This is a genomic window from Pantoea sp. (assembly GCF_032114055.1).
Lineage (GTDB): Bacteria > Pseudomonadota > Gammaproteobacteria > Enterobacterales > Enterobacteriaceae > Pantoea.
The window spans coordinates 251,593-274,294 of the sequence record NZ_DAMCTB010000002.1 but is presented as its reverse complement, the minus strand read 5'-3'; the positions used below and the strand labels follow the sequence as shown (position 1 = coordinate 274,294).

At 52.2% G+C, this 22,702-nt stretch carries 25 protein-coding genes, 1 tRNA gene and 1 pseudogene; 7 read left to right on the top strand and 20 right to left on the bottom strand.

Annotated elements, in window-relative coordinates; all coding sequences use genetic code 11:
* Positions 1–70: 70 nt before the first annotated feature.
* The gene (locus RT657_RS05455; RefSeq protein ID WP_313652970.1) at positions 71–784 is read right to left on the bottom strand and encodes a GNAT family protein; all 714 of its coding nucleotides are present in this window, start codon (positions 782–784) and stop codon (positions 71–73) included.
* Positions 785–884: 100 nt separating this feature from the next.
* Here RT657_RS05455 and RT657_RS05450 point away from each other — a divergent pair, with 100 nt between their 5' ends.
* The gene (locus tag RT657_RS05450) at positions 885–2,333 is read left to right on the top strand and encodes a PLP-dependent aminotransferase family protein (protein ID WP_409520975.1); all 1,449 of its coding nucleotides are present in this window, start codon (positions 885–887) and stop codon (positions 2,331–2,333) included.
* Positions 2,334–2,450: 117 nt separating this feature from the next.
* Here the strand turns inward: RT657_RS05450 and RT657_RS05445 are convergent, their stop codons facing one another.
* Together RT657_RS05445 and RT657_RS05440 are read right to left on the bottom strand one after the other, a co-directional pair.
* The gene (locus RT657_RS05445; RefSeq protein WP_313652968.1) at positions 2,451–2,948 is read right to left on the bottom strand and encodes an RcnB family protein; all 498 of its coding nucleotides are present in this window, start codon (positions 2,946–2,948) and stop codon (positions 2,451–2,453) included.
* Between the two features lie 131 nt (positions 2,949–3,079).
* A complete protein-coding gene (locus tag RT657_RS05440; protein WP_313652967.1) occupies positions 3,080–4,333 on the bottom strand; it encodes a serine hydrolase domain-containing protein in 1,254 nt (417 codons plus the stop codon).
* A gap of 239 nt (positions 4,334–4,572) precedes the next feature.
* On the opposite strand from RT657_RS05440, the gene RT657_RS05435 reads away from it, so the two are divergent.
* The 3 genes from RT657_RS05435 to RT657_RS05425 all read left to right on the top strand — a co-directional run bounded on the left by RT657_RS05435 (position 4,573) and on the right by RT657_RS05425 (position 6,978).
* Entirely contained in the window at positions 4,573–5,241 is a 669-nt protein-coding gene (locus tag RT657_RS05435; RefSeq protein WP_313652966.1) for a YecA family protein, read from the top strand.
* Between the two features lie 196 nt (positions 5,242–5,437).
* Positions 5,438–6,397, top strand: coding sequence for a hypothetical protein (locus RT657_RS05430; RefSeq protein ID WP_313652965.1), 960 nt, complete (start codon positions 5,438–5,440; stop codon positions 6,395–6,397).
* Between the two features lie 296 nt (positions 6,398–6,693).
* Entirely contained in the window at positions 6,694–6,978 is a 285-nt protein-coding gene (locus tag RT657_RS05425) for a hypothetical protein (RefSeq protein WP_313652963.1), read from the top strand.
* 10 nt (positions 6,979–6,988) lie between these two features.
* Here RT657_RS05425 and RT657_RS05420 read toward each other — a convergent pair whose 3' ends face one another.
* Genes RT657_RS05420 through RT657_RS05410 form a run of 3 tightly spaced genes read right to left on the bottom strand, consistent with a single transcriptional unit; the run spans position 6,989 to position 8,909 of the window.
* A complete protein-coding gene (locus RT657_RS05420) occupies positions 6,989–7,789 on the bottom strand; it encodes a CDP-diacylglycerol diphosphatase (protein ID WP_313652962.1) in 801 nt (266 codons plus the stop codon).
* Positions 7,786–8,211: a hypothetical protein gene (locus RT657_RS05415; protein WP_313652961.1), complete on the bottom strand. Its 426-nt coding sequence runs from the start codon at positions 8,209–8,211 to the stop codon at positions 7,786–7,788. The genes RT657_RS05420 and RT657_RS05415 overlap by 4 nt, the downstream gene beginning before the upstream one ends.
* Positions 8,208–8,909 carry a hypothetical protein gene (locus tag RT657_RS05410; protein ID WP_313652960.1) on the bottom strand — a complete coding sequence of 234 codons (702 nt, stop codon included), beginning with the start codon at positions 8,907–8,909 and terminating at the stop codon, positions 8,208–8,210. Before RT657_RS05410 ends, RT657_RS05415 begins: the two co-directional genes overlap by 4 nt.
* Before the next feature lie 252 nt (positions 8,910–9,161).
* Here RT657_RS05410 and RT657_RS05405 point away from each other — a divergent pair, with 252 nt between their 5' ends.
* Positions 9,162–10,034: a phosphorothioated DNA-binding restriction endonuclease gene (locus RT657_RS05405; protein WP_313653206.1), complete on the top strand. Its 873-nt coding sequence runs from the start codon at positions 9,162–9,164 to the stop codon at positions 10,032–10,034.
* 188 nt (positions 10,035–10,222) lie between these two features.
* Here RT657_RS05405 and symE read toward each other — a convergent pair whose 3' ends face one another.
* The 8 genes and pseudogenes from symE to RT657_RS05365 form a co-directional block, all read right to left on the bottom strand.
* Positions 10,223–10,552 (bottom strand): endoribonuclease SymE, encoded by a 330-nt coding sequence (gene symE, locus RT657_RS05400; protein ID WP_313652959.1) that lies wholly within the window; start codon positions 10,550–10,552, stop codon positions 10,223–10,225.
* Positions 10,553–10,786: 234 nt separating this feature from the next.
* Positions 10,787–10,975, bottom strand: a pseudogene (locus RT657_RS05395) (restriction endonuclease subunit S); the annotation flags it as partial.
* 424 nt (positions 10,976–11,399) lie between these two features.
* Positions 11,400–13,712, bottom strand: coding sequence for a primase-helicase zinc-binding domain-containing protein (locus RT657_RS05390; RefSeq protein ID WP_313652958.1), 2,313 nt, complete (start codon positions 13,710–13,712; stop codon positions 11,400–11,402).
* A gap of 14 nt (positions 13,713–13,726) precedes the next feature.
* The gene (locus tag RT657_RS05385) at positions 13,727–14,068 is read right to left on the bottom strand and encodes a DUF5375 family protein (protein WP_313652957.1); all 342 of its coding nucleotides are present in this window, start codon (positions 14,066–14,068) and stop codon (positions 13,727–13,729) included.
* Positions 14,055–14,321, bottom strand: a complete 267-nt coding sequence (locus RT657_RS05380; RefSeq protein WP_058781704.1) for a hypothetical protein — start codon at positions 14,319–14,321, stop codon at positions 14,055–14,057. Before RT657_RS05380 ends, RT657_RS05385 begins: the two co-directional genes overlap by 14 nt.
* Positions 14,318–14,842, bottom strand: a complete 525-nt coding sequence (locus tag RT657_RS05375; RefSeq protein WP_313652956.1) for a host cell division inhibitor Icd-like protein — start codon at positions 14,840–14,842, stop codon at positions 14,318–14,320. The genes RT657_RS05380 and RT657_RS05375 overlap by 4 nt, the downstream gene beginning before the upstream one ends.
* A 13-nt stretch (positions 14,843–14,855) precedes the next feature.
* Positions 14,856–15,098, bottom strand: coding sequence for a hypothetical protein (locus RT657_RS05370; RefSeq protein WP_313652955.1), 243 nt, complete (start codon positions 15,096–15,098; stop codon positions 14,856–14,858).
* Positions 15,095–15,352 carry a helix-turn-helix transcriptional regulator gene (locus tag RT657_RS05365; RefSeq protein ID WP_064703300.1) on the bottom strand — a complete coding sequence of 86 codons (258 nt, stop codon included), beginning with the start codon at positions 15,350–15,352 and terminating at the stop codon, positions 15,095–15,097. Before RT657_RS05365 ends, RT657_RS05370 begins: the two co-directional genes overlap by 4 nt.
* Positions 15,353–15,872: 520 nt before the next feature.
* On the opposite strand from RT657_RS05365, the gene RT657_RS05360 reads away from it, so the two are divergent.
* On the top strand, positions 15,873–16,589 hold the full coding sequence (locus tag RT657_RS05360) for a hypothetical protein (protein ID WP_313652953.1): 717 nt from the start codon (positions 15,873–15,875) through the stop codon (positions 16,587–16,589).
* Positions 16,586–16,837: an ogr/Delta-like zinc finger family protein gene (locus RT657_RS05355; RefSeq protein ID WP_058781709.1), complete on the top strand. Its 252-nt coding sequence runs from the start codon at positions 16,586–16,588 to the stop codon at positions 16,835–16,837. The genes RT657_RS05360 and RT657_RS05355 overlap by 4 nt, the downstream gene beginning before the upstream one ends.
* 270 nt (positions 16,838–17,107) lie before the next feature.
* Here RT657_RS05355 and RT657_RS05350 read toward each other — a convergent pair whose 3' ends face one another.
* From RT657_RS05350 to RT657_RS05325, 6 genes are all read right to left on the bottom strand, one after another.
* Positions 17,108–18,709: a DUF2326 domain-containing protein gene (locus RT657_RS05350; RefSeq protein ID WP_313652952.1), complete on the bottom strand. Its 1,602-nt coding sequence runs from the start codon at positions 18,707–18,709 to the stop codon at positions 17,108–17,110.
* Positions 18,703–18,921 (bottom strand): ABC-three component system middle component 7, encoded by a 219-nt coding sequence (locus RT657_RS05345; protein ID WP_313652950.1) that lies wholly within the window; start codon positions 18,919–18,921, stop codon positions 18,703–18,705. The genes RT657_RS05350 and RT657_RS05345 overlap by 7 nt, the downstream gene beginning before the upstream one ends.
* Positions 18,921–19,676, bottom strand: coding sequence for an ABC-three component system protein (locus RT657_RS05340; RefSeq protein ID WP_313652949.1), 756 nt, complete (start codon positions 19,674–19,676; stop codon positions 18,921–18,923). The genes RT657_RS05345 and RT657_RS05340 overlap by 1 nt, the downstream gene beginning before the upstream one ends.
* Positions 19,677–19,796: 120 nt before the next feature.
* Positions 19,797–21,062 (bottom strand): tyrosine-type recombinase/integrase, encoded by a 1,266-nt coding sequence (locus tag RT657_RS05335; RefSeq protein ID WP_313652948.1) that lies wholly within the window; start codon positions 21,060–21,062, stop codon positions 19,797–19,799.
* A gap of 164 nt (positions 21,063–21,226) precedes the next feature.
* A tRNA-Leu gene (locus tag RT657_RS05330) sits at positions 21,227–21,311 on the bottom strand.
* 284 nt (positions 21,312–21,595) lie between these two features.
* Positions 21,596–22,627, bottom strand: coding sequence for a DUF1176 domain-containing protein (locus RT657_RS05325; RefSeq protein WP_313653204.1), 1,032 nt, complete (start codon positions 22,625–22,627; stop codon positions 21,596–21,598).
* Between the last annotated feature and the right edge of the window lie 75 nt (positions 22,628–22,702).

The window sequence follows — 22,702 nt, the reverse complement described above, 5'->3', positions numbered from 1 at the left end:
GTTGTCATATATTTTTCTGCAAAGCGCGCCCCCCTGCTGGCGGCGGTCCTGACAAATAGCCTGCGGCCGATCAGGCCCGATTGCGCAGCGCCTCCAGCTTTTCACGCTGCTGACCGTCAGCCGTAAAGTTATCTTCTGCCAGCCAGCGTTGCAGACCCTTTTCCACCTGCGGCCATTCACTGTCGATAATGGAGAACCAGCTGGTGTCACGCGAGCGCCCTTTGTAAACAATGGCCTGACGGAAATCACCTTCATAGCGGAAACCAAGCCGTGTTGCCGCTTTGCGGGAGGGAGCGTTGCAGCTGTCACATTTCCACTCATAGCGCCGGTAGCCCAGTGTCTCAAACGCATAACGCATCAGCAGAAAGTGGGCTTCCGTTGCCATCCGGGTCTGTTTCAGCCTCGGTGAAAAGGCAACATGGCCGACCTCCATCACGCCATGTTCAGGCTGAATGCGCATTAATGACAGTGTGCCGGTCGCCTGCTCCGTAGCCAGATCGATAACGGCGAAATGCAGCGGATCGCGGCTGGTTTCGAGCTGACGGGCATAATCCAGCCACGCCTGCCGATCGTTAAACGGCCCCATAAACATATACGTCCAGTCACGGCCATCTTCCGCCAGGGACCAGCACGCAAAGAGGGCTTCGCTATGCCGTGCCAGACTGAACGGCTCCAGCCGGCACGTCTCGCCGGTGAAAACCTGATGTTCCGGTACAGGACGGGGTTGCCAGTCAGGTAAAGACGCCCCCACCGGCTGTCCATATTCATTGATCTGCTGTGACATATCGCCTCCCGGCTGCGGATGATGTCAGCAGATTGCCACTACCCTGGCAGGTTAAAAAGTACCACAATCAGTAAAAATGATAGATCCACGTGAGCAGACCATGACGTCAGAGATCACCGCCCTGCTGATGGCGCCCTTAACGGCGGCCGCCGGAACGACGCTGCAGCAGCAGCTTTATCAGCGCATAAAACAGGCTATTTTGCAGGGACAGCTTGCGGCCGGATCGCGGTTGCCGGCCACCCGGCAGCTGGCCCTGGAGCTGGGCGTGTCGCGCAATACCGTGCTTAACGTCTGGACCCAGCTACAGGCGGAGGGCTATCTCACCAGCGACAGACAGGGCAGCCGCGTCAGCCCGCTGGCTCTGCCCGTCAGGCAGGCGGAGGAAGTCACACCCGACAGCTGGCCTCTGGCAAACCGCATTGACGCCTTTCACCGCAGCCCGTGGATCGACAGCGGCGCGCTGCCTCTGCGCCCTGGCATCCCGGCCCTTAACCACTTTCCGATGGCAGCCTGGCGACGGGCGATGAGTCAGGTCATGAGTCAGACCTCTCCGCAGCGGCTCGGTTATGGCGATCCGCTCGGCGAGCCCGAACTGCGGACCGTGCTGGCACAACAGCTGCGTATTACGCGTGGGGTGCGCTGTGATGCCGCACAGATTGTCATTACCGAAGGAACGCAGCAGGCGCTGATGCTGTGCGTCGCCCTGCTGACCAATCCGGGCGACAGTGGCTGGCTCGAAGAGCCGGGCTATCGGGGTGCCAGAGCGGCGTTCCGGACGGGTGAACTGAACGTGGTGCCGATCCCGACCGATCATCAGGGTATGGCCCCCCGGCCATCCGACTGGACGCTGACGCCACCACGTCTCATCTACACCACGCCCACGCATCAGTACCCCACCGGTGCAGTCATGAGCGCCGCCCGGCGTCTGGCGCTGATTGCGGCGGCGCGCCAGCAGCAGGCCTGGATTATTGAAGATGATTACGATGGTGACTTCCATTATCACGGTGAACCCATCACGGCGATGCAGGGCATGAGCGGCAATGCACCCGTTATCTATCTTGGCTCCTTCAGCAAAACACTGTTTCCAGCGCTGCGGATTGGTTTCATGGTGCTGCCCGCCTCACTCGTCAGCCGTCTGCGTCCGGCACTCGATCAGCTGCTGCGGGGCGGTAATCGTCTGGCGCAGCTGGCGCTGACACGCTTTATTCTCAATGGGGATTATCGCCGTCATCTCGGCAAGATGCGTCGTCTCTACCGTCAGCGTCAGACCTGGCTGCGCAGCGAGCTGCAGCGTGCGGCGGGTCGGCCCGTGCCGTTGCTGGGCGGTGAAAGCGGTATGCATCTGGTGCTGCCGCTTGATGCGCAGCGGGATGACGTGGCCATCGCCCGCAGATTGCTTCAGGCGGGTTTCGCGCCTTCGGCACTCTCAGCCTTTTATCTGGCTGAACCGGCGCAATCCGGGCTGGTGATGGGCTATGGCAACAGCAGCGACACGCAAATCACGGCGGCCACGCGCCTGCTGGGCCGGTTACTGGACTGGCCGGATTAATCTGGCATGGGATCTGCGATGTGGATTGAGAGGGATAGCATAGCCCGTCTGGTGACGCCGCATAACCGAAGCCGGAGCCGCTAAAAAAAAGCCGGTCATCACGACCGGCTTTTTCACTCAGCCACGGAAGAAGATATCACCTGATTTACCCATGACGATCTTGCCGGTGTCATTGGTAATCAGAATGTAGTTGGCGTTGATATAGGCCCAGTGGGTATTTTCCTGCGGTGCAGGCAGGTTACGCTTCTGCCATTCGCCGATGGTGTAGGTTTTGCCGGTGTACTTCTCTGGCACGGTATCACCGATTTTATACTCTTTGTAATCGATGATGATGGTGCTCAGTTCGTAATTCGGACGCCCGCCGTTGGACGGTGCAGGAGTGGTTGGCGTGATGCCATCATTGGATTGTGAGCTGGCTGGTGCCTGGCTTTGCGCAGCACCGGCATCCGGCTGAGCAGTGCCCGCAGCAGGCTGCGTGCCAGGATTCGCGGGTTGAACCTGGGGAGGTGGCGGAACGTTATCCGTTGCTTCGCCAGCGGCCTGAACAGCGGGGATCAGGCTCAGCGAGCCAGCCAGTAATCCCATTGATAAAAGTACACGTTGAGTCCTGCGCATAATGATTTCCACGTTAAATTTTGACAGTCAGGCTAAAGACAATTTTTATCGCACTTCAGTTCCGGTGCGCTGACGTGCTTTGCAGAGAAAACAGCGCGACGCACTTCACTGCACACAGGCCAGCTGACCGGTTACTGTGGGACCACTTTATCCTGTGTTGCCAGATCGACCAACAGCGCAATGCCCAAATAGTTGCTCCAGTTAAAGCCGTTCTGCAGCACCACTATCGCATTCCCGTTTTGTTTATCGTAGCCGATAAAACTGGCGTAACCGCCGATGTAGCCTACCTGATAGGTGATCTGCTGCCCGCCGACCCTGTCGGTTACCCAGGCAATATTCTGCGTCTGTGAGCCCTGCTGATACCACGCCTGCCCGACTGCGGCGAACGCGCGATCCCGCGACCTGTCGCCGGTAGCCCGCAGATGCGCGCGCAGATAGGTACTTAAGTCGCGCGCATTACTGTAGAGGCTGGCTGCGGCCACCATGTTGCCGTGGAAATGCCAGTCGGGCGTCAGCGCACCGCGACGGATCAATTTTGGCTGATCGCCGGCATGCCCCAGCGCGCGCAGCGGATAGCCCGCGAGCGTTTCCGGCACAAAACTGCTCTGGTTCATCTTCAGCGGCGAGAAGATCAGCGCTGACGCCTGCGTCTGGATGTCCTGATGAAAACGGGTGCGCAGGATATAACCGAGCAGCGCATAGCCCAGATTAGAGTAGTGCGGCACGCGCACGGCGGGCGCGGTGAAATCTGCCAGATAACTCAGCAACGTGTCGCTGTCGAGATTGCCATAGAAATTCTCGCCCGTGCCCAGATAACCGATAAACTGCGCCAGCATCGGCAGATCCATATCCTGACGCGGCAGACCGGAGGTATGCGTCACCAGCTGCAGCAAGGTGATGCGCCGCGCATCCGCGCTGAGCGTGACCTTTTCCGGCAACAGGTCGGCCAGAGTGTCGCTCCAGCGCAGCCTGCCCTGCTCCACCAGCTGAATAATCACCTCTGCCGTTACGCCTTTACTCAGCGATCCCAGCGCAAACAGGGTATCCGGCGTGATCGGATGGCGATGCACGCGGTCGGTGACGCCAAAGGGATAAAAGCGGGTCGGCCCATTATGATGGATGACCGCAATGCTGATGCCGGGAACCTGCTTCTGCTGCATGTAATGCTGCACGATGTCATCGACGTTTTCGTCAAAGGTGGCATGCGTAAGATAAACACGGTCGCTTACCGGCGCGGAGGTTTGCGACAGGGAGCCACAGCCTGCCAGCAGGAAAAGGATAATTGGTGTGAACAGCCTGAGCACTCTGCTGGCCCGGCAGCGGGGAGAGACAGATTCCGTGCGTAATCCGGCATCCGCCTGGCAGAGCCTAAATCCATTTTTCATTATTTAATCATTAACTTAACGCTTTAAAGCATGTATCAGGCGGGCGGTAGCGCAAAAATGTACCACAAAGTGCAGCCCGCTATCGCCTGCTTAACGACCGGAAACAGGGGCTAAACGCCGTTTAACCGCCAGCGACGCCGCAACGGGGTTAGCTGTCTTGTGGCCCGCAAGGGTGTACACTGCTGCGGTTTTAAGGCTCAACGCCACGCTGAAATCTGATACGCCCGGGAGGCAACCGCATGAAAGAAGGCCCACTGTCTGAAAAAGAGCTGCAATGGCTGGAAGATATGCTGGAAAAATATGGCAGCGAAGCGTCAATTATTGATGTCTCCGAGCTGGATGGTCTGCTGACTGCCGTGCTCTCTGGCCCCGTGACCATCGAACCCAGCCAGTGGCTGGTCGCACTGTGGGGTGGCGAGAAGCATATTCCCAAATGGAGCAATGAGCGTGAAATGACCCGCTTTATGTCGCTCTGCTTCCAGCACATGAATGACGTGGCTGACCGCTTATCGGAATTCCCGGAGCAGTTCGAACCGCTGTTTGGCATCCGCGAGATGGAAGGTCTGGAGTTTACCGTGGTGGAAGAGTGGTGCTTTGGCTACATGCGCGGTGTCTCGCTGAGCGACTGGTCTGGTCTGCCGCCAGAGCTACAGCCTGCGCTGGACGCCATCGCCCTGCACGGTACGGAAGAGAACCTCGACAAAATCGACGCGATGACGCCGGAGGAGATGGAAGCCAGCATCGAGGCGATTCGTCCGGCGGCCCTGGCGCTGCACGACCACTGGATCTCTCAGCCCGAAGCCATTCCGGTTCCGCAGAAGCCCGTATCGGCCGAGAAAATGCCAGGCCGCAACGATCCCTGCCCGTGCGGCAGCGGTAAAAAATATAAGCAGTGCTGCCTGCACTGATTGTTCTAAGGGCTGCGATAAGCAGCCCTTCGATTTGCAATCCAGACCCTTCTCAATGCAAAGGACCGGAATAGTTGCATCCTGAGCCTGACCTAAGAAAAGCAGAACCTTTTATTTCTATTACTTTCTCTAACCCGATGACGACTTATTAGATAAAGCAGTGCAGTTTTAATTTCAGAAAAATAAAGGATGTAGTATGTCAGTTATGGAAAAAATAAAGACTATCTCGAAAAATAACAGGTTAGACCTGATTATTTTCATTACACTTATCTCTGTCATCGGTTCTTCTGGGTTTAGCCAGACATTCAGAGAAATTACAGGTGCAGCTGGCATGATTATCATCATCTCGTCAGTCATCTTTCTGCCGCACCGGGCGCTTGCAATACTTCGTTTTTTTATCTTTCGATATGAAGAAAGAACACTCAGAAAAATCGCCGGAACGTTTGCAATGCTATCCTGGCTGGCTTTCTTATTAACCTATCTGCTGCTTCCGCTTGGGTTTCTGGTCGCAGGCCGCATTTTATTGATCGCGTTTATTATCTTTACCCTGTTCGGCAGCATTCTGACTTTTTATGACTTAGAAAAAAGCGGTAATCTGTCTGTCCGCAGGATTCGGCTGGGTCTTTGGTTGGTATTGCCGATATTTTTTATCTTTACAAATGCGCTGGCATCCAGCTACTTCCTACAGATAAGTGCATTAAGTCTCTCATCGGCTCCCTACACTGAATTTGTCTGGAAATTTGTTTTTTCCGTGATGGCGCTTTCCTTACTATTTCAGCCCTTAACCTACCTGGTATTTATTACTCAGACCGATAAAACCAAAGGGTATCAGACGGCAACGTTGCTCGCATTACTTCTGTCCGCTTCATTTATAATGACTGCGATTCCTCACTGGGGCGCTAATATACTTGGCTCAGTTCTTGATCAGGCTACCCGCTTTGAGTGGCGCGATGAAGTGACATGCGGAAAGCTGAAAATAAAAAGAAACGATGAGCGCTACTTTGGCTTTAACAGTGATAAGTATACGGTTTATTTTTCGAATGCTGATTACTGGGGTTTTTATGAATTAAACTGTGCGAAAGATGAAACAAATCATGACACGTTCAGGTTATCTCCTGTAGATATAGAAACGCGCCGCCCCTGGTTTAAGTCATGATTTGTCTGGATGCAGAAATGCCTGTTTTCCTGCCTGTGAGGCGTTCCTGATGGAACATCATCTGCAGACTCTCTTTATGCAGATTATCCACAGAGGAGGTCATAATATGCTGGAGCAACTGAGCCGGTTAGCCGGGCTCTGTAAGCACCCTCTCTTCTCCCCTCTCCGCTTATATTGCTCAGGCGTTTAACAGCTTTGCGCTTACCGTTAAGGTAAGCGCGATATTAACCATCAGGAATAGCCATGACCACTTTTGCACGATAAAAAACTGACAAGGTAACAGGAAGCACTCCATTATGAATAAACTGATTCCGTTGTGGATGACTACCCTGCTCCTCTTCGGTAGTCCGGTGCTTGTGCAAAACTCTTACAGCACCGGATCTTTAGCGCAACGCTGCGAAGGATGCGGCCTGCCCACGCTGCTGCAGAGCCAGGTCGCCGGGCCACTGGCCTGCCGTTACGGCATGAGTCATGTGCTGATCTTTTCTGTGCTGACGATCGTTATCATTACTCTCGCCATCAGCCTGATTCCGGTGATCAGAGGATTGGGTGAGGGTCAGCCTGCTGAAAGTTCGGAGTAATGGTGTCTGGCTAATCGCCGGCTGAAACCTCTGCTGGTGGCGTTGACAGGATCGCGCAGCGCTTATCCAGTAGCGACTCAACGGAGGCCCGATTGCCCTTATCCAGACCGCGTCGGGTAGCCAGCAGAATAAACCCTTTTTCGCCTGAGAACGTCGCCGGGATTAGCGCTACGCCCCATTCCGCGAGCTGCGGCGGCGACAGCCGGAGATACCGCGCCAGGGAGCTGACAGGATAAATCCCCATCGCCGTCGGCTGTATAACGCGACGGGCATAGTATGTATGTTTCAGCAGACGGTCAGGCAAGGGCCGCCACTCATCCTGAATATAGGGACGCTCGGCCTGAAGCTGGCGATAAACATCCTTCCGCAGACAGGTCAGATGAACATGTAGTTGATTCTGGCTGCGCCCATAAGCGGAATTCAGCGCCATGCCGAGTCGATCCTCCGGCACTCTGGCCCCATAGGCAGCCATCAGCCGATAACGCATAAGCCAGGCGTAACCGAAATAGTCGGGACGCCCGGGGCGCGATAACGTGATGCTCTCAATGCCGGAGATCGCTATGGTGGGGACCAGAAGAAAGTGCAGCCTGTAACGAGGATTCTGGATGATACTGAAGCCTTTGTTACTGTCCTGCGGCTGATAGACCTGCTGGCAGGGAGCCGGATCGCGCCGGTAGTGATAGTGAGTCATGCAGAGGTCATGCGTGACCGTCCACAGCGCGTCAGAGCGGGCGCATCCTGTCAGCAGCAGCGCGATGACCAGCGGCAGCGAGCAGCATAGCCTTAACAATCTCCGATTCAGGCGACTCAATTGTTCAGAACCTTAGTAAGCTCAACCTGATGGGTTATGAGATCAAGATGCAAATAGAACAGATCGCCATCTGACTTATCAGGATTCGCCCATATCTCCTTCTCACCCAGACTGCGTTTTTGCTTCACGTATCCCAGCTTTTCGAGATAAGCGCGCAGCGGTGCCGTCTCTGTTGCCCCCTTAAATATGATGCTATTTGAAGGAGAATATCCGTCTCCCGGATGGGCTTCAAAATAGTAGTGCTCCGTAATACGCGGGGCGTTTTCAATATCCATATCTGTCAGCGTGTGGTATTTAAAAAAATCGCGTTGCGTGTAAACGATCACGTCATTCGAACCCGACGCGATAAACCCGGTAAACAGACCGACACAAATCAGCACGGTGGCAGCCAGAGCAGCAGACCATTTAATCAGGTTCTTCATTGTGTCTTCCCCATTAATGAGAGGGATGTCCCATCATGGGTAACGACCCTGACGGTTCCGGATGTGAAATCGTTCCATGGCCTGAGCCAGGTCATAAAATGTGGAAGAGTGGCGAGATATGGCTGGTGCCGCACGCATGGTTCATCCGGGTCAGGAAAAAGGATCGGACGGAATCCATGGTTTTTATGGGTACCGATAGCACCGTAGTAATCCCAGCGGCGAATCGCTGAACCATAGCTGACTGACCTGAGCTGATAACCATACTGGCCAGGTATGATAGCCCGATAAAACCCGAACAGATCAGACACCAAATCTTCGCCACTAAAACCACTATCGGTATACCATGAGAATGACCGCAGGCTTTGCAGGCTTTCGAATCTGGACGCGGTGTTCATCATCATCGCCAGCATCATTCTGTTGATCTCATCGCTACTCCGGCCTCGCTTTATCTCCCAGCGAGAGAATTTGCCGACCCCAAACCGCGATTTGAACTTCAGTATGCCCATATCCTGCCGGTACATGACTGAATACGATGGCTGGCCGCTACGCTCGCCTTCCGCGAACTGACGCCTCAGTACAGCGACATCATTGCCACGGGCATGGCCCATATCAATCCAGCCCAGAACCTCGGTATACACCAGGCCTCTGTCGAGTACGTCAAAGAGTGCCCCATCCTTAATTTCCCTTCTGGTGCTCATATTTGCATCTCCCTATGTAGTTTGCCCGGGAATGTTATCGATTATTTTTCAGGCGATCGAGGCTGGAGGGCAGTTTCTTAGGTTTGCTTTGCATGGATCAATATTTTGAGTGTGCCGTACACCTTTTCGGATAACAGAGACTCTGGAGTCGGGGAACGGAAGCAACTCGCCATGTGCCATTAAAAGCATGCATTGAATCTCAGTATTTTTAAGAGCATGATCGCAAAAGTTATTCATTATTCAGACCCGATCATGACTCCAGCCGAATCACTAAAGACTGCCATTTCTGATGTCACGATCTGGCGCCAGGGCGATCAATGTGCCCCTCATAAACCTCTTCTGCTGCTGTATGTATTATCTCAGTACAAACAAGGACACTCGCGGCTGTTTAATTATGGAAATGAGATTAACGAACCGCTGACCAGGCTGCTGACAGAGTTTGGTCCGAAGCGGCGAGAGTATTATCCGAATATGCCTTTCTGGCGATTGAGGACAGATGGGTTCTGGACGCTGGAAAACACAGAGAATTGCCGACCTCGTAAAGGTAACACTCAGCCGACGAAACGCGAGCTGATTGAAAATCAGGTTCGTGGCGGATTTGATGAAGAGAGTTATCAGACTCTGCAAAAAAATCCAGATCTGATCGACAGACTGGCGCAGCAGATTCTGACTGAGCGCTTTCCGGAAAGTCTCCAGATAAAGCTGGCCGAACTGCTGGACTTCGATTTTGTTACGCTGATGAGAGCCCGCGACCCTCGTTTTCGCGACATGATTTTACGGGCTTATCACTCACAGTGCGCTATCTGCGGATATGACCTGCGACTGGATGGCGCGCTGGTGGGACTTGAGGCCGCGCATATCCGCTGGAAGCAATATGGTGGCCCTTGTGAAGTCAGTAACGGACTGGCCCTCTGTTCCGTACACCATTCTGCTTTCGACAGGGGCGCTATCGGCGTTGATGAAGATTTCAGGATTCAGATATCAGGTGGAGTCAATCGCAGTCCGATTGTGGACCAGCTTTTCTGGGCATTTGAAGGACACAGGCTTCATCTGCCAAAAGATAAAATGCTGTGGCCTGCTGAGCGGTTTGTTGAGTGGCATCAGACGCAGGTATTTAAAGCCTGAAGTCTGCAAAGGCATACTCTTTATTTATTCGACTGAAAAATGTCAGCAGCGGCTGAATATTCGTTCATCCGCGATGGCATGCGGGTACATTGATATTGTATGAAGGGGATGCAATGGGTGTACTGGTGAAAGTGATTGCGTCCTGACAGTTAACCGCTCCCGAAACAATGTCGGGAGCGGTTGCTCATTCAGGCTACTTTCTGTTTACCGGATATCACCTGAATAAACTCCTGCACCTGCTTTTGTTTCCGCGCCGACAGTTTGCAGACCTGGCGCAGCGACTGCATCAGTTCGCTCTCCTGCCGGGCGGTGAGCACAATACAACCTTCCATGACCTTTACCTCTACTGTTGTACCTGTGGCAAAACCGGCAGCTTCCAGCCATTGTCCTTTCATAGTAATAGCAGGTATCCGGCTGTAATCCGGATAGCGACTCGCGTAACTAACCGTTAACTGGCGGTTATTTGAAGACGAGACTTCTGGTTCAGACGGATGTGCAATAGAATGAGCGTCAGTCATGATTACTATTCCTTCTAAATAGTGATTGTGATTAGCGGCGCTGGTGTGTTGCAGCACATCCGCGCCGCGCTAAATACCTGTACATATCATCAGGAAACAGAACTAAAGTCCAGCCTGGAACAGCGTGAAATACGCTATTTATAAAATCATTTGAATATAAATATTAAGGTTTATTTGGTAAATAAAACAATAAAAAGCGCACCAGCAAGGTGCGCGAAAAAATAAGAATCAGGATTATTTGCGTGTGGCTTTTTTACCTGTACTGGCTGCACGTTCGGCTTTTATTTTTTCCAGTAACGCGGCGGCACTGTTTTCTCCGCTGATTAATTCCGGGTTTTCTGCACACCACGGAGCAATGAGTTCACCCCGGAAGGCTTTTGCCAGGATCGGCAGCGTCAGGTTGTTGACGCAAGCAAGTGCGCTTAGTGATTTGTATGGATTTTGAGTGATTGGTGCGAAGGCCGGACTCAAAATTAAAAACAAGACAATGAAAAATAACAAATTTATCATAATCAAGATAATTTATGCCCCCTTTTGTGCCCCCATGATTTTTTATGTTCCATAATTCCATAAGTAATTGGTATTTATCAGGAAAGAGGTATTTTGCATCCATCGGTTTGGTTCCGTCATGCAGATCCAAATCGGGGTGATACTGAACACCAGTAAAATTTTTTTCCGTGTTACTGTTCACACTATTCACCCTCACAACTTAAACATATAAATCAATTACTTATATAGTTAAGAGTTAAGAGTTAAGATTTGAGTGTACACTTGTGTTCATTTAGAGTGATCACTCTGGGCTGAAACGTAAAAAAACCGGCCTGAGCCGGTTCGTTTGCTGCGGGGGTTACTGACTGCACGCGGGCAGCCAGTCGGCCTCGCTGTCTTCATGTAGGGTGAGGTTGGTCTGGACGCCGTTATTTGTTCTGCGCTTCAGCAGGATGCGCTCATACTCTTTTAGCGTCTGCGGCACTGCCTGGCCGAACGCGGTCAGGCTAAGCGGGTGCTGATGTCCTCGCGATTCCATAAACGACAAGTAAGCATGATAGAGGTAGCGCTTCGGATTCAGCGGGCGGATATTGGCGTTACCGATAAACAGCCCATTGGGTGTGCTCAACGGCATCAGGTAGCCGCAGAAATCAACCAGCGGGTCAGCCTGGCGTTTAATCTCCAGCGCCTCGCCGGACGTCTGCTGCGCCTGTAGCAGCGAGCGGGCCTCCTCCGGCTGACTGAAGCGCTGCATCAGGTGGCGCACGATAACGGCCAGCTCGTTGCTGATTTTATCCAGCAACTGCGGGTCACGCTCCTTTGCCGGTATCATCTCCGGGAACGTCAGGATTACCCGACGGCGCGACACGCCGCCGCTGCGATCGCTGAAACGCATAGGATTGTTATTCACCGCCAGAATCACCGCCGGGATGTGCGTTGAATAAGCGTCACGGTATTTCGGATCGATTGCCACTGCATCACCGCCGGTAATCGCCTTGATGCCCGCGCCGTCGCCGCTCCATTTCTCCTGGTCAGGCAGGATAATCAATGAAAAGCCCACCACGCTGGCGCGCTCGCGCGAGGATTCCAGCGTGTCGATGGTGGCGGACGTGGTGTTGTCTTTTCCGGCCAGCAGAGTGGCTATCGAAGCCATGACGCTTTTACCGCTGCCGCCGGGGCCGGTGACTTCGAGAAACATCTGCCAGTCATAGCGATTTGCCAGCACCATAAATAACGCCGCGAGGATGCGCTCCTGCTTGTCGTGATTATGCCCGGCGGCCCGCGTTAACCAGTGCCAGAAGGCCGGGGCGTGGTCTGCAAGGTTTTCACCCGGACGCGGGGCGGTGTAGTCCACACTGTTGACGGTGCGCAGCCAGTGCTCGCGGCGGTGCGGGCTAAAGGTGCCTGTTGTGGTGTCATACACGCCGTTACGGAAACCAATCAGGCGGCGGGACGGTTCACCCATCTGCGGCACCATCAGCTTGAGCGTGTCCAGCACGCTGCCGATACCGGCGGCCGAGAACGGTGCGCGCACCTTCTGAAACAGCGCGGCGATTTCCCGGCGCAGCGTCTTCGCCTCCATCACCTGCCATGCGCCGTTCTCATAGCGGCAGATTTCCTCCCCGACCGGCGGCACGGCCAGCGCCTGCCCGTAGTGGGCGACCAGCAGCTCCGCCTTCTGGCTGGCGCTCATGGCCTTCAGGTCGGCCTCGCTGACGGACTCAAACGGGCTGAGTGGCTGCGGCTGCGTAAAGGCGGTGAGCTGCGCCTGCGTGGCGATATCGCCCTGCGCCTGCCACACGTCGTTCCAGTCACCCGTAACCGGCGGCAGTGCGGCTTTCCCGCCACAGGCTTTTGCCGCTTCCTCTGCTTTTAACTGGCCGGTGCCGTTGTCGTCGCGGTCGGCGGCAATCAGCATCATCGCGCCTGGGTATGACTCACGCAGCCGCTTTGCCAGCGCGGGCAGGTTGTTGGCGCTCAGCGCCACGTATACCGCCTGGCCGGTCAGCCGGTGCACGGTCAGGCCGGTTGCGTATCCTTCAGTGAGCCACAGCGTTTTGCCGTCCGGCTCGCCTGCAAGCCAGTATGTGCCTTTCACCTGTCCGCCGGGCAGGGTGCGCTTATCGCCTGCGGCGCTGATGAGCTGCACGTTTACGGCCGTACCGTTTTCGCCGGTCAGTGGTATTAGTACATCCCCGGCGGCAAAGCTGATGCCACCACAGCGCAGCGCATCAGAAAGCGTCAGCGCCTGCGTACCCTGCAGCCCTTTAGCTAAAAGGTAGGCGTTGTCCGTGCGGCTGACGGCGGCGGCAATAAGTGCCTGCGCCCGTGCGGCGGCTGCCTGCGCGCGGCTTTTGTCTGCGGCCTCATAATGCATAACCGGGGCTGACTCCGGCAGCGTGCCGAGCATTCCGGCTACCTTCATGGCGGCCTCTTTAGCGCTGATACTGAGCGCCTTTTCCACCAGGTTAAGGCCGTCACCGGCCCCGCACTGGTTACACAGCCAGGTTCCGCGCCCGTCCTGATTGTCAAAACGGAAGCGGTCTTTACCGCCGCACGCCGGGCAGGCACCGTGTCGCCCCCCGGCGAGCACGCTGATACCGAGGGCAGGCAGAAGCTGCGGCCAGAATCCGGTGGCCGCCTTTACGGTGTCAGAGACGATATGTTTCATGTGCATGTTCTCCCTTAGTTCAGCGTGATGCGGCTGGCGGCCGCAAGCTGGCTGCGGAACAGCTCATCCATCATGGTGACGCCGAGCAGTGTCAGACGCGGCGGCGCGGTCAGCAAATCAGGCTCGACCATATCGCCCAGCATGGTGCAGGCCATCTCCATGCCCGCATCAGGGCCGTGACGGTGCACATAAAAGCTTTCCAGCTCAAGGGCGATGGTCATCTGAAGCTCATCGAGCGTGGCTGACACGGTAATGCCGAGGTTTTTGCAGGCATTCAGATAGCCCTGCGCCAGCGCGCGGCGGTAAACGGCGGTGCGTACCTCAACGGGCAGGCAGGAGTGATTAACGGTCATCATGGCGGGCCTCCGTGGCTAACATGCGGGATTCACAGGTTTCAACGACTTTACCGAGCTGGTCGGTGAGCAGGGCGACGACCGAGGCCAGCGCCGCGCCGTCCGGCACGCAGCCTCGTGCGCTCATGCCGTTCACTGAGTCGAACATATCGAGCACGGTCACGCCGACCGCGTGCGCGTGCAGCAGGCGCAGGTAGTCAGCGTGTGGAATAGGGTAGGTCTCACTGTTATTCAGGCGTTTTGTGAGCGTGTTCATGCGACTACCGCCTTAACCGGCAGACGACCGGCAAAGGACAGGACGTAATCGCGGGCGAGGCTGGCGCGGGCGCTTCGCTCATCGCCTGCCACGGTGCGCAGCATACAGGGACGTGCGGCGGCATCGGTGCGGCGCACGGCGGCAAAAATAAAGGTAAATTCAGAGTGAGCGGCAATAAGGGCCGTTGTCATGAGGACAATCTCCATTGAGTAGCGGTTAACGCCACCACCGAAGTTTCCACACTCTGGTGGTGACCCGAACGGGGGTGGAAAACCGGCCTCAATGGATACCGGCCAGCCCGAAGGCTGCCCCGCCCGGGCCACCATTACTCGAGATACACAACGGCATAAAAACCGGTGTGCAAAAGACAGGTGCACGAGGGCATAGACACAAAAAAAGACGCAAGGCGCGTCTGGTGTCGCCATTGAGTAACTCGGGTTTCCACGCCCGGCTGCCGATTTTGCGGCAGCACAAAAACTGTATAACGGCCGCTCGCCAGAGAAAAGCCTTTTTTCACACATCGGGGCGATTTCCTCAGCAACCGGTCAGGACGTGATCGGATTGCGGCGGATTTGATCGGAATTCCCCGCTCTCTTTCTTCGCCCGCTGCCTGACAGGCTTCGCTTTTTTACCCATAACGAAAATGTGACCGTGCATTCCGCTGGTAAAGGCCGGTGCGGTTACTAGGCTGACGGCTGCCGTCAGGCTTTCTGCGACAAAGGCGGCTTTTTCGCGAGTGAGCGGACAAGTTTTCGTGCCGGCATTCAGCGTAATCATGCTGTACCTCCGGCGCGCTGTGCGATGCGGGCCTGCATCCAGCCGTCAATTTCTGACGCCAGCCAGGCGACGTTTTTACCGCCGAGGGAAATCTGCGACGGGAACTGCTCCCGACTGATCAAGTCGTAAATGGTTGAGCGTGAGAGGCCGCAGGTGCTGATGACTTCCGGCAGGCGCATGAAGCGGTCGCGCGGGAAAACGGCGTCGCGGATTGCAGGAATGGCGGGGGCCGGTACGGATGAAACTGCGTGCATGGTGTTACCTCATTATGAGTCCGGCCGGTGCTGTCCGGTTCCGGTGGCGTCTTCAGGTAACCCCCTATTCTGAGAATATTTTTCGGTAAGTAAACAAGTGTCCGGCTTGCTGAGATAAGCACGAGTGAGTGTTTTTTGACCATCGTTTGCCATTAAATTGCAATGAACTGCAAACATTTGCCATTTACAAGTTTCAGGCAATCAAAAGGATGTTATTGATAGGATTAAACGCTGGAAAAGGCTCGCCAGAAAAAGCTGTTGTCTAAGACTGTGTGAACACTGGTGAATACTCTGTGAAGACTTAACTTAAAAGTATTCACTGCATTAATTACTGTATTTATTATCTTTTTTATCTCAGTGAATACCAGTGAACAGTTATATAAGAAATATTATCAGTTAAGGGCCATCCCCTACCGGTTATGCCCTTGTTTGTTCATCGACAGGCGGAAAGCAATGAAATGCGCTGTCCTGTGGTACACGACAGAATGGCCTCATCCTTTACAGACGATGAGAGACAATCATGACCACCCCGGAACAGAAACCTGCATCACTGGAACGCTTCGAGAAAGCCCGCGCTGAACATACCGAAAGGATGAAAGCCTATAACGGTATCTGCGCCGATATCGCCCGCTGTGAAAAAGAGCAGCAGGCAGCCATCGAGGCAGGGAAAGAAGCCGAGAGCAACTGGCGCACGAGCTTTCGCAACCTGCGAGGCAATCTCACCGACGAGCTGCGCGCCGAACATTCTCAGCGCATCGCCAGCCGGGAACTGGCCGATGAGTTCGGCGGGCTGCTGAAAGAGCTGGCGCTGGATAAGCAGGAGGCGATGCTGAAATGCTGCGGCAGTGGGAAAGAGTATGTTGAATCGCACCGGGAGGCTTTTACCGGGTTCGCGGATGCGCACTGGCAGTCAGCTCTGCGTAACGTAAGTCCGTCGCTGCTGTGGGCCATTAAGCTGCGTCTCCGTCGTGAAGAGCTTTCCCCGACGTTTGCCGGAGACGACCGGGATAGTATTAAGGACGTGGCTTATCTGGTCGGTGAAGCGCTGACGCGGGCGGCTGCTGCTCTGCCAGACAGCATGCTAAATGAGGCTCCGCTGCTGGAGAATATTGGTCTGTATCGCCCGCCGCTTACCGGTATTGATATGGAGCTTTACCGCCATCCTATGCGCCGCCAGAAGCTGGCTGAATCAATCCGGGCGCAGCGTGCAAAACTTCAGGAGGGCAGCCAGAAATGATGCACTGTCCCTACTGTAAAAGCGCGGCACATACCAAATCGAGCCGTTATATGTCTGAGCAGGTGAAAGAGCGCTATCACCAGTGCACTAACCTGGACTGCTCCTGCACCTTCAAGACGAATGAGAGCATCACAAAGGTTATCACCGCACCGCCACAGCCGGAAAACGTACCGGAAGCACCGCCGGAGCCGGTAAGAGAACGTCAGACGCTGGGCCGTTACGGTTCTGCATTCCGCCAGGTTCATTAATCCCGCATAGCCGCTGCCCGACCAGCGGCTTTTTTGTGTCTGTCCTTTGCCTTTCTGAAGCCCTTTTTTTGGCCAGCCGCTTTGTAAAGAGTGATGCATGCATAGCGCGCATGGATCTGCATGCAAAACCATGCACCGCTTTCCCCCGTTCAGGCCACAGCGGGCGCGGTCCGGCCCGTATCATGCACCTGCATGAAAAGTGATGCATAAAGCGGGCAGGCGTGGCGGGGATAGCATTGCGCGCTAGCGATTACGCTAGAATTAATAAACTCAACCTTTGAGGTTCCATAACTCGTCAAAGGCGGGAATTTTACGACTTACACGCATAAAACTCGCTCTCCTCAATGCAGATCGGGTCTTCTCTGTTAACAGGCTTAACTGGTCCATAGCGATGAAGATTTGCTTATGACTTTTTAAGAAGGCTTCAATGATTTTTTCATTTGTTTGAGATTCAATGTTTTTAAACATGATTGAGTCTTCAATCAAAATTGGAAGAGATGTAATATTCAACATAGCCAAGTCCAATGCCATTAGATCAGAATATGATTTTCCTGTACCAGAGTCGTTAAAGTGCTCAAAAAAATAGTTTCGGTCACTCAACTTAATTTTAGGGTAAAGCTTTCCTTCTGGATATATTTCAGCACAAATTATCCCGACAGCGGCATTAATCAACACTTCAATTGAATCAAGGGTTTCTTTTATTTTTTCATTTATATCTTCTTTAATCTTTTTGACATCACTATCAACTTTCTCTTTGAGTTTTGTATATGTAACAATGCTTTCAATATCTTTTTTCCTAATAGTTAATGTTAGGATATCAGTAACAACCTGAGTTGGTTTATCAACAATCCCGACAGAGAGGTTTATGACATCGGTCTTTTCTTTCAATGCATTATCAACCTCATCGAGTTGTAACTGCAAAGAATCAAGCTCTTCCTTAATTTTATCTTTCAATATTTTAGCAATTCCGGAATGAAATTCCTCGACTTCCTTGATCCTTTCGATATTTATTGAAGGTATAAAGTCAATTAGCTTAGAAAAGTATTTTTCATTGATTGGTCTTGAATGGTTTAAATTATTTTTCAACCTAAGCACTTTATTGCATAGAGAAGATTTAGTTTCGAGCAATTCACTCTTTTCCTTAACAAGCTCTAAATTTCGCTCATTAATAATTTCTTCAATATTATTGATGTAGCCGGTCAAATCGTTTTTTATGAAATTGATCTTATCATCAATCTCATGCAATTCCTTTTCTAAAGCCTTAGCTTCACGCTTACCCGCCTTTACTATAACTCCTTGTTTTATTGCTGCATCAATGCTGCTTTTCAATGCATCCTGTTTTTTCTTACTATTATTCATTTCTTCGAAAACATCAGAATAACCAAAGGTTTTAATCAAAAAATCTTTTATATCACTATATTTTTCTGATGGAACACTATGCAGGGGATGCTCTGGGTCTTCATTTCCCTTCCTCCAGATTCTAATGAATCTGGATGTAAGATTTCTGAAACTAGGTCCCCCACTTGAAAAATTATATGATTGAAAAAGGAACTCCCTAAACTCTTCGATAGACTTCTTACCGTTTTCTACACAAAAGAAAACTTCATTTGGTGATTCAGTATCCCTTGAAATTCTATAGCAAACCTCATCAAACTGGAACGTTGCATAGATAGTTAAATGACCTTTTCTATCTATTACATCAGCACATTTTTCAATGAAAGATGTTCCACCAAAAACGAAGTCGATCAAATAAAGGACTGAAGACTTGCCGATTGAGTTAGCTCCACTCCTTGGCCCAAGAATTGCATTCAATCCTTTGTTAAACTTTAGAAAATTACGAGATAACTTATCACAATATATTGACGTCAGCATTTTTTAATCCTTCTACCTTCAATCAATTCTATTTTACCCAAAATATACAGAACATCTAAAGAATACACAAATTCATCAAGATTTGAGAATGAAACTGAAACCCTATCATACAAATCAATTAAATCAATAACATCGAATTTTTCTTCGAGCACCACCAACATTTTATAAATAATTGAATTTTTAAGCGGAATGCTTTTGTTTGGGACTATCATCAGAACACCTCACAATTCTGAATGAAAAAAGAAATGAGCGTTTCAGATGCTATCCTATTTTTAGACTCACAAGTTAGATGAACCCACTCCACTAAAGAATCAAATATCTTTTCTTTTTCGACACCGTCTCGCCTCAAACTTAAATAATGCACTTTCACTTCCGTAAAAATCAATTCCGATGTCCCTGGCTTTAATTGCTCAACCTCTTGAAATAGTCTAAAAATATCATGGTAAAAATAATTTACATAACCTTGAACTTTGAATTTAAGAAGGAACTCTTTTTCATTAGGTAGCTTGGTCTCAATGGTCTTTGCATCGAACTCAAGTTTAACTCTGGAATTACCCGATAATTCTGAAAGCTTTTCGATAAGATAATTAATATCTTCAGTTAAATGGAAAGTAGATAAGCTGTTTTTGATCAAAGCATTTTGAGAAGATGCTTTTTTCAACTTACACATTTCTCGATAGCCTTCAACTGTGCGTGGATTATCAAAAACTTTATGGCAATCCTTACACAGTGCAATTAAGTTCCCAATATCTTCAGCATCTTCAGTTAATCGCTCTTCATCTTTTAATAAAGTAACTTCATGTGGAAGCGGAGAGTGAGGATATATGTGTGCAATTTCATAAACTTTAACCAACGACTTTTTTGCTTTTTTCAAAAGTGCTTTGTTACATTTCGGGCAAAGCCCATTAACCTCATCACATAAGGCCAAATTTTTATTATGAGTATTGGATCCTCTGTTTTCAGCCACAACTTACTCCTGTAAATCGCCATTGATAGTGCCTAAGCAATCTTGAAAAGTTGCAGGGGCGCTCACAATTATTTGTTAAATCTCATTATTTTTATGGAAGGCCTTAGTCTGTTACAGTAACTAACTATTGATTTCTTTTCTAGCAAAATCATAGGGGCTGATAGCAGCATCTTCATTAGCTTTAAGAAAATCAGCCCACCACTGAACCATCATACGTCGCTCATCTAAATGCTCAGATGTATGGATGTATGCCGCACGTACATTGTTACGCTCTGAATGGCTTAATTGGCGTTCTATAGCGTCATCACTCCATAACCCTGACTCACCCAACGCACCACGTGCCATCGTCCTAAATCCATGACCGCAAACTTCGGTTTTCGTGTCATACCCCATTGTACGCAAGGCGCTGTTCACCGTGTTCTCACTCATGACCTTAGTTGCGTCGTGGTCCCCTGGAAACAGCAGCTCTTTATCACCACTAATCTGCTTAAGCCGCTCTAACAAAACCATAGCCTGACGACTGAGGGGAACGATGTGCTCCTCTTTCATCTTCATGCCACGGTATGAGTAACGTACGCCTTTAATTTCTTCCCGCTTTGCAGGTATGCGCCATATAGCTTTATCGAAGTCAAACTCATCCCAGTGCGCAAAACGCAACTCACTTGAACGAACAAAGGTCAGCAACGATAGCTCAACCGCAATGCGCGTCATTACACGGCCACGGTATGCCGCAAGACGAGCTAGGAATTCAGGGAAGCGGCTGGAAGGTAATGCCGGGTAATGCCGCGATTTGGTTGTTGATAACGCGCCAGCCATATCACTGGCCGGGTTTGAGTCAATGTAATCGTTCTGTACGGCATAACGCATAATGGCCGTAACGCGCTGCTGAAGACGCTGCGCAACATCGTGCTTACCCGTTGCATCAACTTGTTTAATCGGGGCTAACAAATGACTGGTTTTGAGCTGGCGAATATCTGACGTACCAATATGCGGAAAGATATAAAGCTCAAGATAACGGAGAACGCGTGAACGATGGTCTTCGCTCCAGCGCTTGTTACTGGCATGCCATTCGCGGGCTATCGTTTCAAAAGTATAAGCCCCTGCATTTTCAGCCTGGGCTTCTTTCTGTTCAGCTTTGGGGTCAATCCCCTGCCCTAATACTTTTTTGGCTTCATCACGCTTAGCACGCGCTTCAGCAAGCGTGACTGTCGGCCAGACGCCAAAGGCAAGCCGGTCCTCTTTTTTGTCGGCTGGCCGTCGGTACTTCATACGCCAGTACTTTGATCCTTTGGTAGTGACCTCAAGGTACAAACCGCCACCATCAGCCATTTTATAGGTTTTTTCTTTAGGCTTTGCAGTATCGACCTGGCGGGCATTCAGCTTCATTTTGGGGGCACATTTCTTATCGAAGTGGGGATGCCCCCAATTATGCCCCCAGCAGGGTCTGGATTGCAACGGATGTGCTCGGAAGACACCGGATGATAAAGTCGGACTACATGTTGATTTTAAAGGTTTTTTTGTACTTCCTCGGACGAGGATGGACAGGATACTGGTGCCGAAGGCCGGACTCGAACCGGCACACCTTTCGATGGTTGATTTTGAATCAACTGCGTCTACCGATTTCGCCACTTCGGCACTGAAGGGATGCGGAAAACGTTGTGGATTATACCGTTGCCCCCTGTTTCCGCAACCCTTATCCGCAGACGCCGATGCAACTGCTGAAAAAAACGTCTTCCAAGTTCTCATCCACGCCGCATAGCCTCTCTGGCTGGAATCCTGCCCTTTCCCCTGTCCGCGCTGAACAGTTGCTTCAGTACGCTGGTTTCACTGGCACAGCGTGACGAAACAGCCTGGGCGCAGTGAAACGGATGGCCTTACAGCCGAATGAGTAAACGCTGATATTCTGTTAACCAGCCGATCTACTCCGCAACAGGCTTCACGTCAGTGACCAGCGCCGGCAAGTCCCAGGTGCCGCCCGCATGGATATAGCGGCACATGCCGGTTCCGCCGTCATAACTTTTACGGAAAGCCTGACCATCCCAGACCCAGCTCTCCTGGCTCATGCAGTCCCCGATGCCCCGGCCTTTCTGCACACTGGTAATCTCGCCCTTGTCGTAATCTGACCCGGAAACGGTCACCAGCTCAGGCTTGTCTTTTAGCTGCTTATCGATGACCCAGTAGCCATAGCCTTCGTTATAAGCAGCTCGCCAGCAGAGCGCCGACAGTAAAGCGTGGCCGTCATCCAGTGGCGTCAAAGAGAGTCCATCCGTCTCCGGATCGCTGTTCTCGGCCGGTGAAAACAGGCTGTCGCAGGTGTCATCGTCATTGTGATTGACCGATGCCAGCAACCGGGTTTTCAGCGCATCGGCTTCTTGTGCGGTCAGCAAGCGAGGTTCGCCGCTCAGAGTTTTTGCCGCCTGAATGACCGGTGCGGGTACGGCCTTAGCCACGCTGCTTTCGGGCTTATTGCCTTTTCTGGTGAGCGCGCCTGGCGTGCCGATACGGCCCTGTACGTCGTCGGCTTTCAGCAGCACAGCAGATGCACCTTCGCCGGAAAGCTGAAATGGCTTTGAGCCGCCCTTAAATTCGACCTTACCATTGCCTTTAACGGCACTGATGACCGCAGCGGTCTGGCTGGCTGACAGCCGCCAGTTGTCATCGGCCGCCGTCAGATCGCCCGCTGACTTGCCGTCGATCCACAGCGTCAGCTTCTCCGCGGGTTCGCTGTCATCTTCGGTATCGCCCAGCGTTACCTCTCCCACCGTCTCCGTTGCGGGGCCTGCGGCGCGGGTGAGCAGAATGGAGCCGGAGGGATCCTCTTCTTTGCCATAACCCGCCATGCGACAGGTCAGCGTATTATCACAGACGACTTCCCAGTCTTTATGCTGAAGCGTTGTTCCGCTCTGAGCGGCCTGAGCCGACAGAGAGAACGCCGCCAGCACGAAAAGCATCGGTTTACAGTTCACTTTATTCCCTCAGGTTTTATGTCTGCCCGGTCCGCGCGGATAGCGTCTGATTATATCGAA

Bases quoted from the DNA above. Each gene is read 5' to 3' on its own strand.
- RT657_RS05415 (WP_313652961.1), bottom strand. From the start codon at position 8,211: ATGAAGAACCTGATTAAATGGTCTGCTGCTCTGGCTGCCACCGTGCTG.
- RT657_RS05440 (WP_313652967.1), bottom strand. From the start codon at position 4,333: ATGAAAAATGGATTTAGGCTCTGCCAGGCGGATGCCGGATTACGCACG.
- RT657_RS05455 (WP_313652970.1), bottom strand. From the start codon at position 784: ATGTCACAGCAGATCAATGAATATGGACAGCCGGTGGGGGCGTCTTTA.
- RT657_RS05355 (WP_058781709.1), top strand. From the start codon at position 16,586: ATGATGCACTGTCCCTACTGTAAAAGCGCGGCACATACCAAATCGAGC.
- RT657_RS05345 (WP_313652950.1), bottom strand. From the start codon at position 18,921: ATGATAGTCCCAAACAAAAGCATTCCGCTTAAAAATTCAATTATTTAT.
- RT657_RS05335 (WP_313652948.1), bottom strand. From the start codon at position 21,062: ATGAAGCTGAATGCCCGCCAGGTCGATACTGCAAAGCCTAAAGAAAAA.
- RT657_RS05450 (WP_409520975.1), top strand. From the start codon at position 885: ATGACGTCAGAGATCACCGCCCTGCTGATGGCGCCCTTAACGGCGGCC.
- RT657_RS05435 (WP_313652966.1), top strand. From the start codon at position 4,573: ATGAAAGAAGGCCCACTGTCTGAAAAAGAGCTGCAATGGCTGGAAGAT.
- RT657_RS05365 (WP_064703300.1), bottom strand. From the start codon at position 15,352: ATGCACGCAGTTTCATCCGTACCGGCCCCCGCCATTCCTGCAATCCGC.
- RT657_RS05380 (WP_058781704.1), bottom strand. From the start codon at position 14,321: ATGAACACGCTCACAAAACGCCTGAATAACAGTGAGACCTACCCTATT.
- RT657_RS05385 (WP_313652957.1), bottom strand. From the start codon at position 14,068: ATGATGACCGTTAATCACTCCTGCCTGCCCGTTGAGGTACGCACCGCC.
- RT657_RS05425 (WP_313652963.1), top strand. From the start codon at position 6,694: ATGAATAAACTGATTCCGTTGTGGATGACTACCCTGCTCCTCTTCGGT.
- RT657_RS05350 (WP_313652952.1), bottom strand. From the start codon at position 18,709: ATGCTGACGTCAATATATTGTGATAAGTTATCTCGTAATTTTCTAAAG.
- RT657_RS05370 (WP_313652955.1), bottom strand. From the start codon at position 15,098: ATGATTACGCTGAATGCCGGCACGAAAACTTGTCCGCTCACTCGCGAA.
- RT657_RS05410 (WP_313652960.1), bottom strand. From the start codon at position 8,909: ATGAGCACCAGAAGGGAAATTAAGGATGGGGCACTCTTTGACGTACTC.
- RT657_RS05325 (WP_313653204.1), bottom strand. From the start codon at position 22,627: ATGCTTTTCGTGCTGGCGGCGTTCTCTCTGTCGGCTCAGGCCGCTCAG.
- symE (WP_313652959.1), bottom strand. From the start codon at position 10,552: ATGACTGACGCTCATTCTATTGCACATCCGTCTGAACCAGAAGTCTCG.
- RT657_RS05390 (WP_313652958.1), bottom strand. From the start codon at position 13,712: ATGAAACATATCGTCTCTGACACCGTAAAGGCGGCCACCGGATTCTGG.
- RT657_RS05430 (WP_313652965.1), top strand. From the start codon at position 5,438: ATGTCAGTTATGGAAAAAATAAAGACTATCTCGAAAAATAACAGGTTA.
- RT657_RS05375 (WP_313652956.1), bottom strand. From the start codon at position 14,842: ATGTGTGAAAAAAGGCTTTTCTCTGGCGAGCGGCCGTTATACAGTTTT.
- RT657_RS05445 (WP_313652968.1), bottom strand. From the start codon at position 2,948: ATGCGCAGGACTCAACGTGTACTTTTATCAATGGGATTACTGGCTGGC.
- RT657_RS05360 (WP_313652953.1), top strand. From the start codon at position 15,873: ATGACCACCCCGGAACAGAAACCTGCATCACTGGAACGCTTCGAGAAA.
- RT657_RS05405 (WP_313653206.1), top strand. From the start codon at position 9,162: ATGACTCCAGCCGAATCACTAAAGACTGCCATTTCTGATGTCACGATC.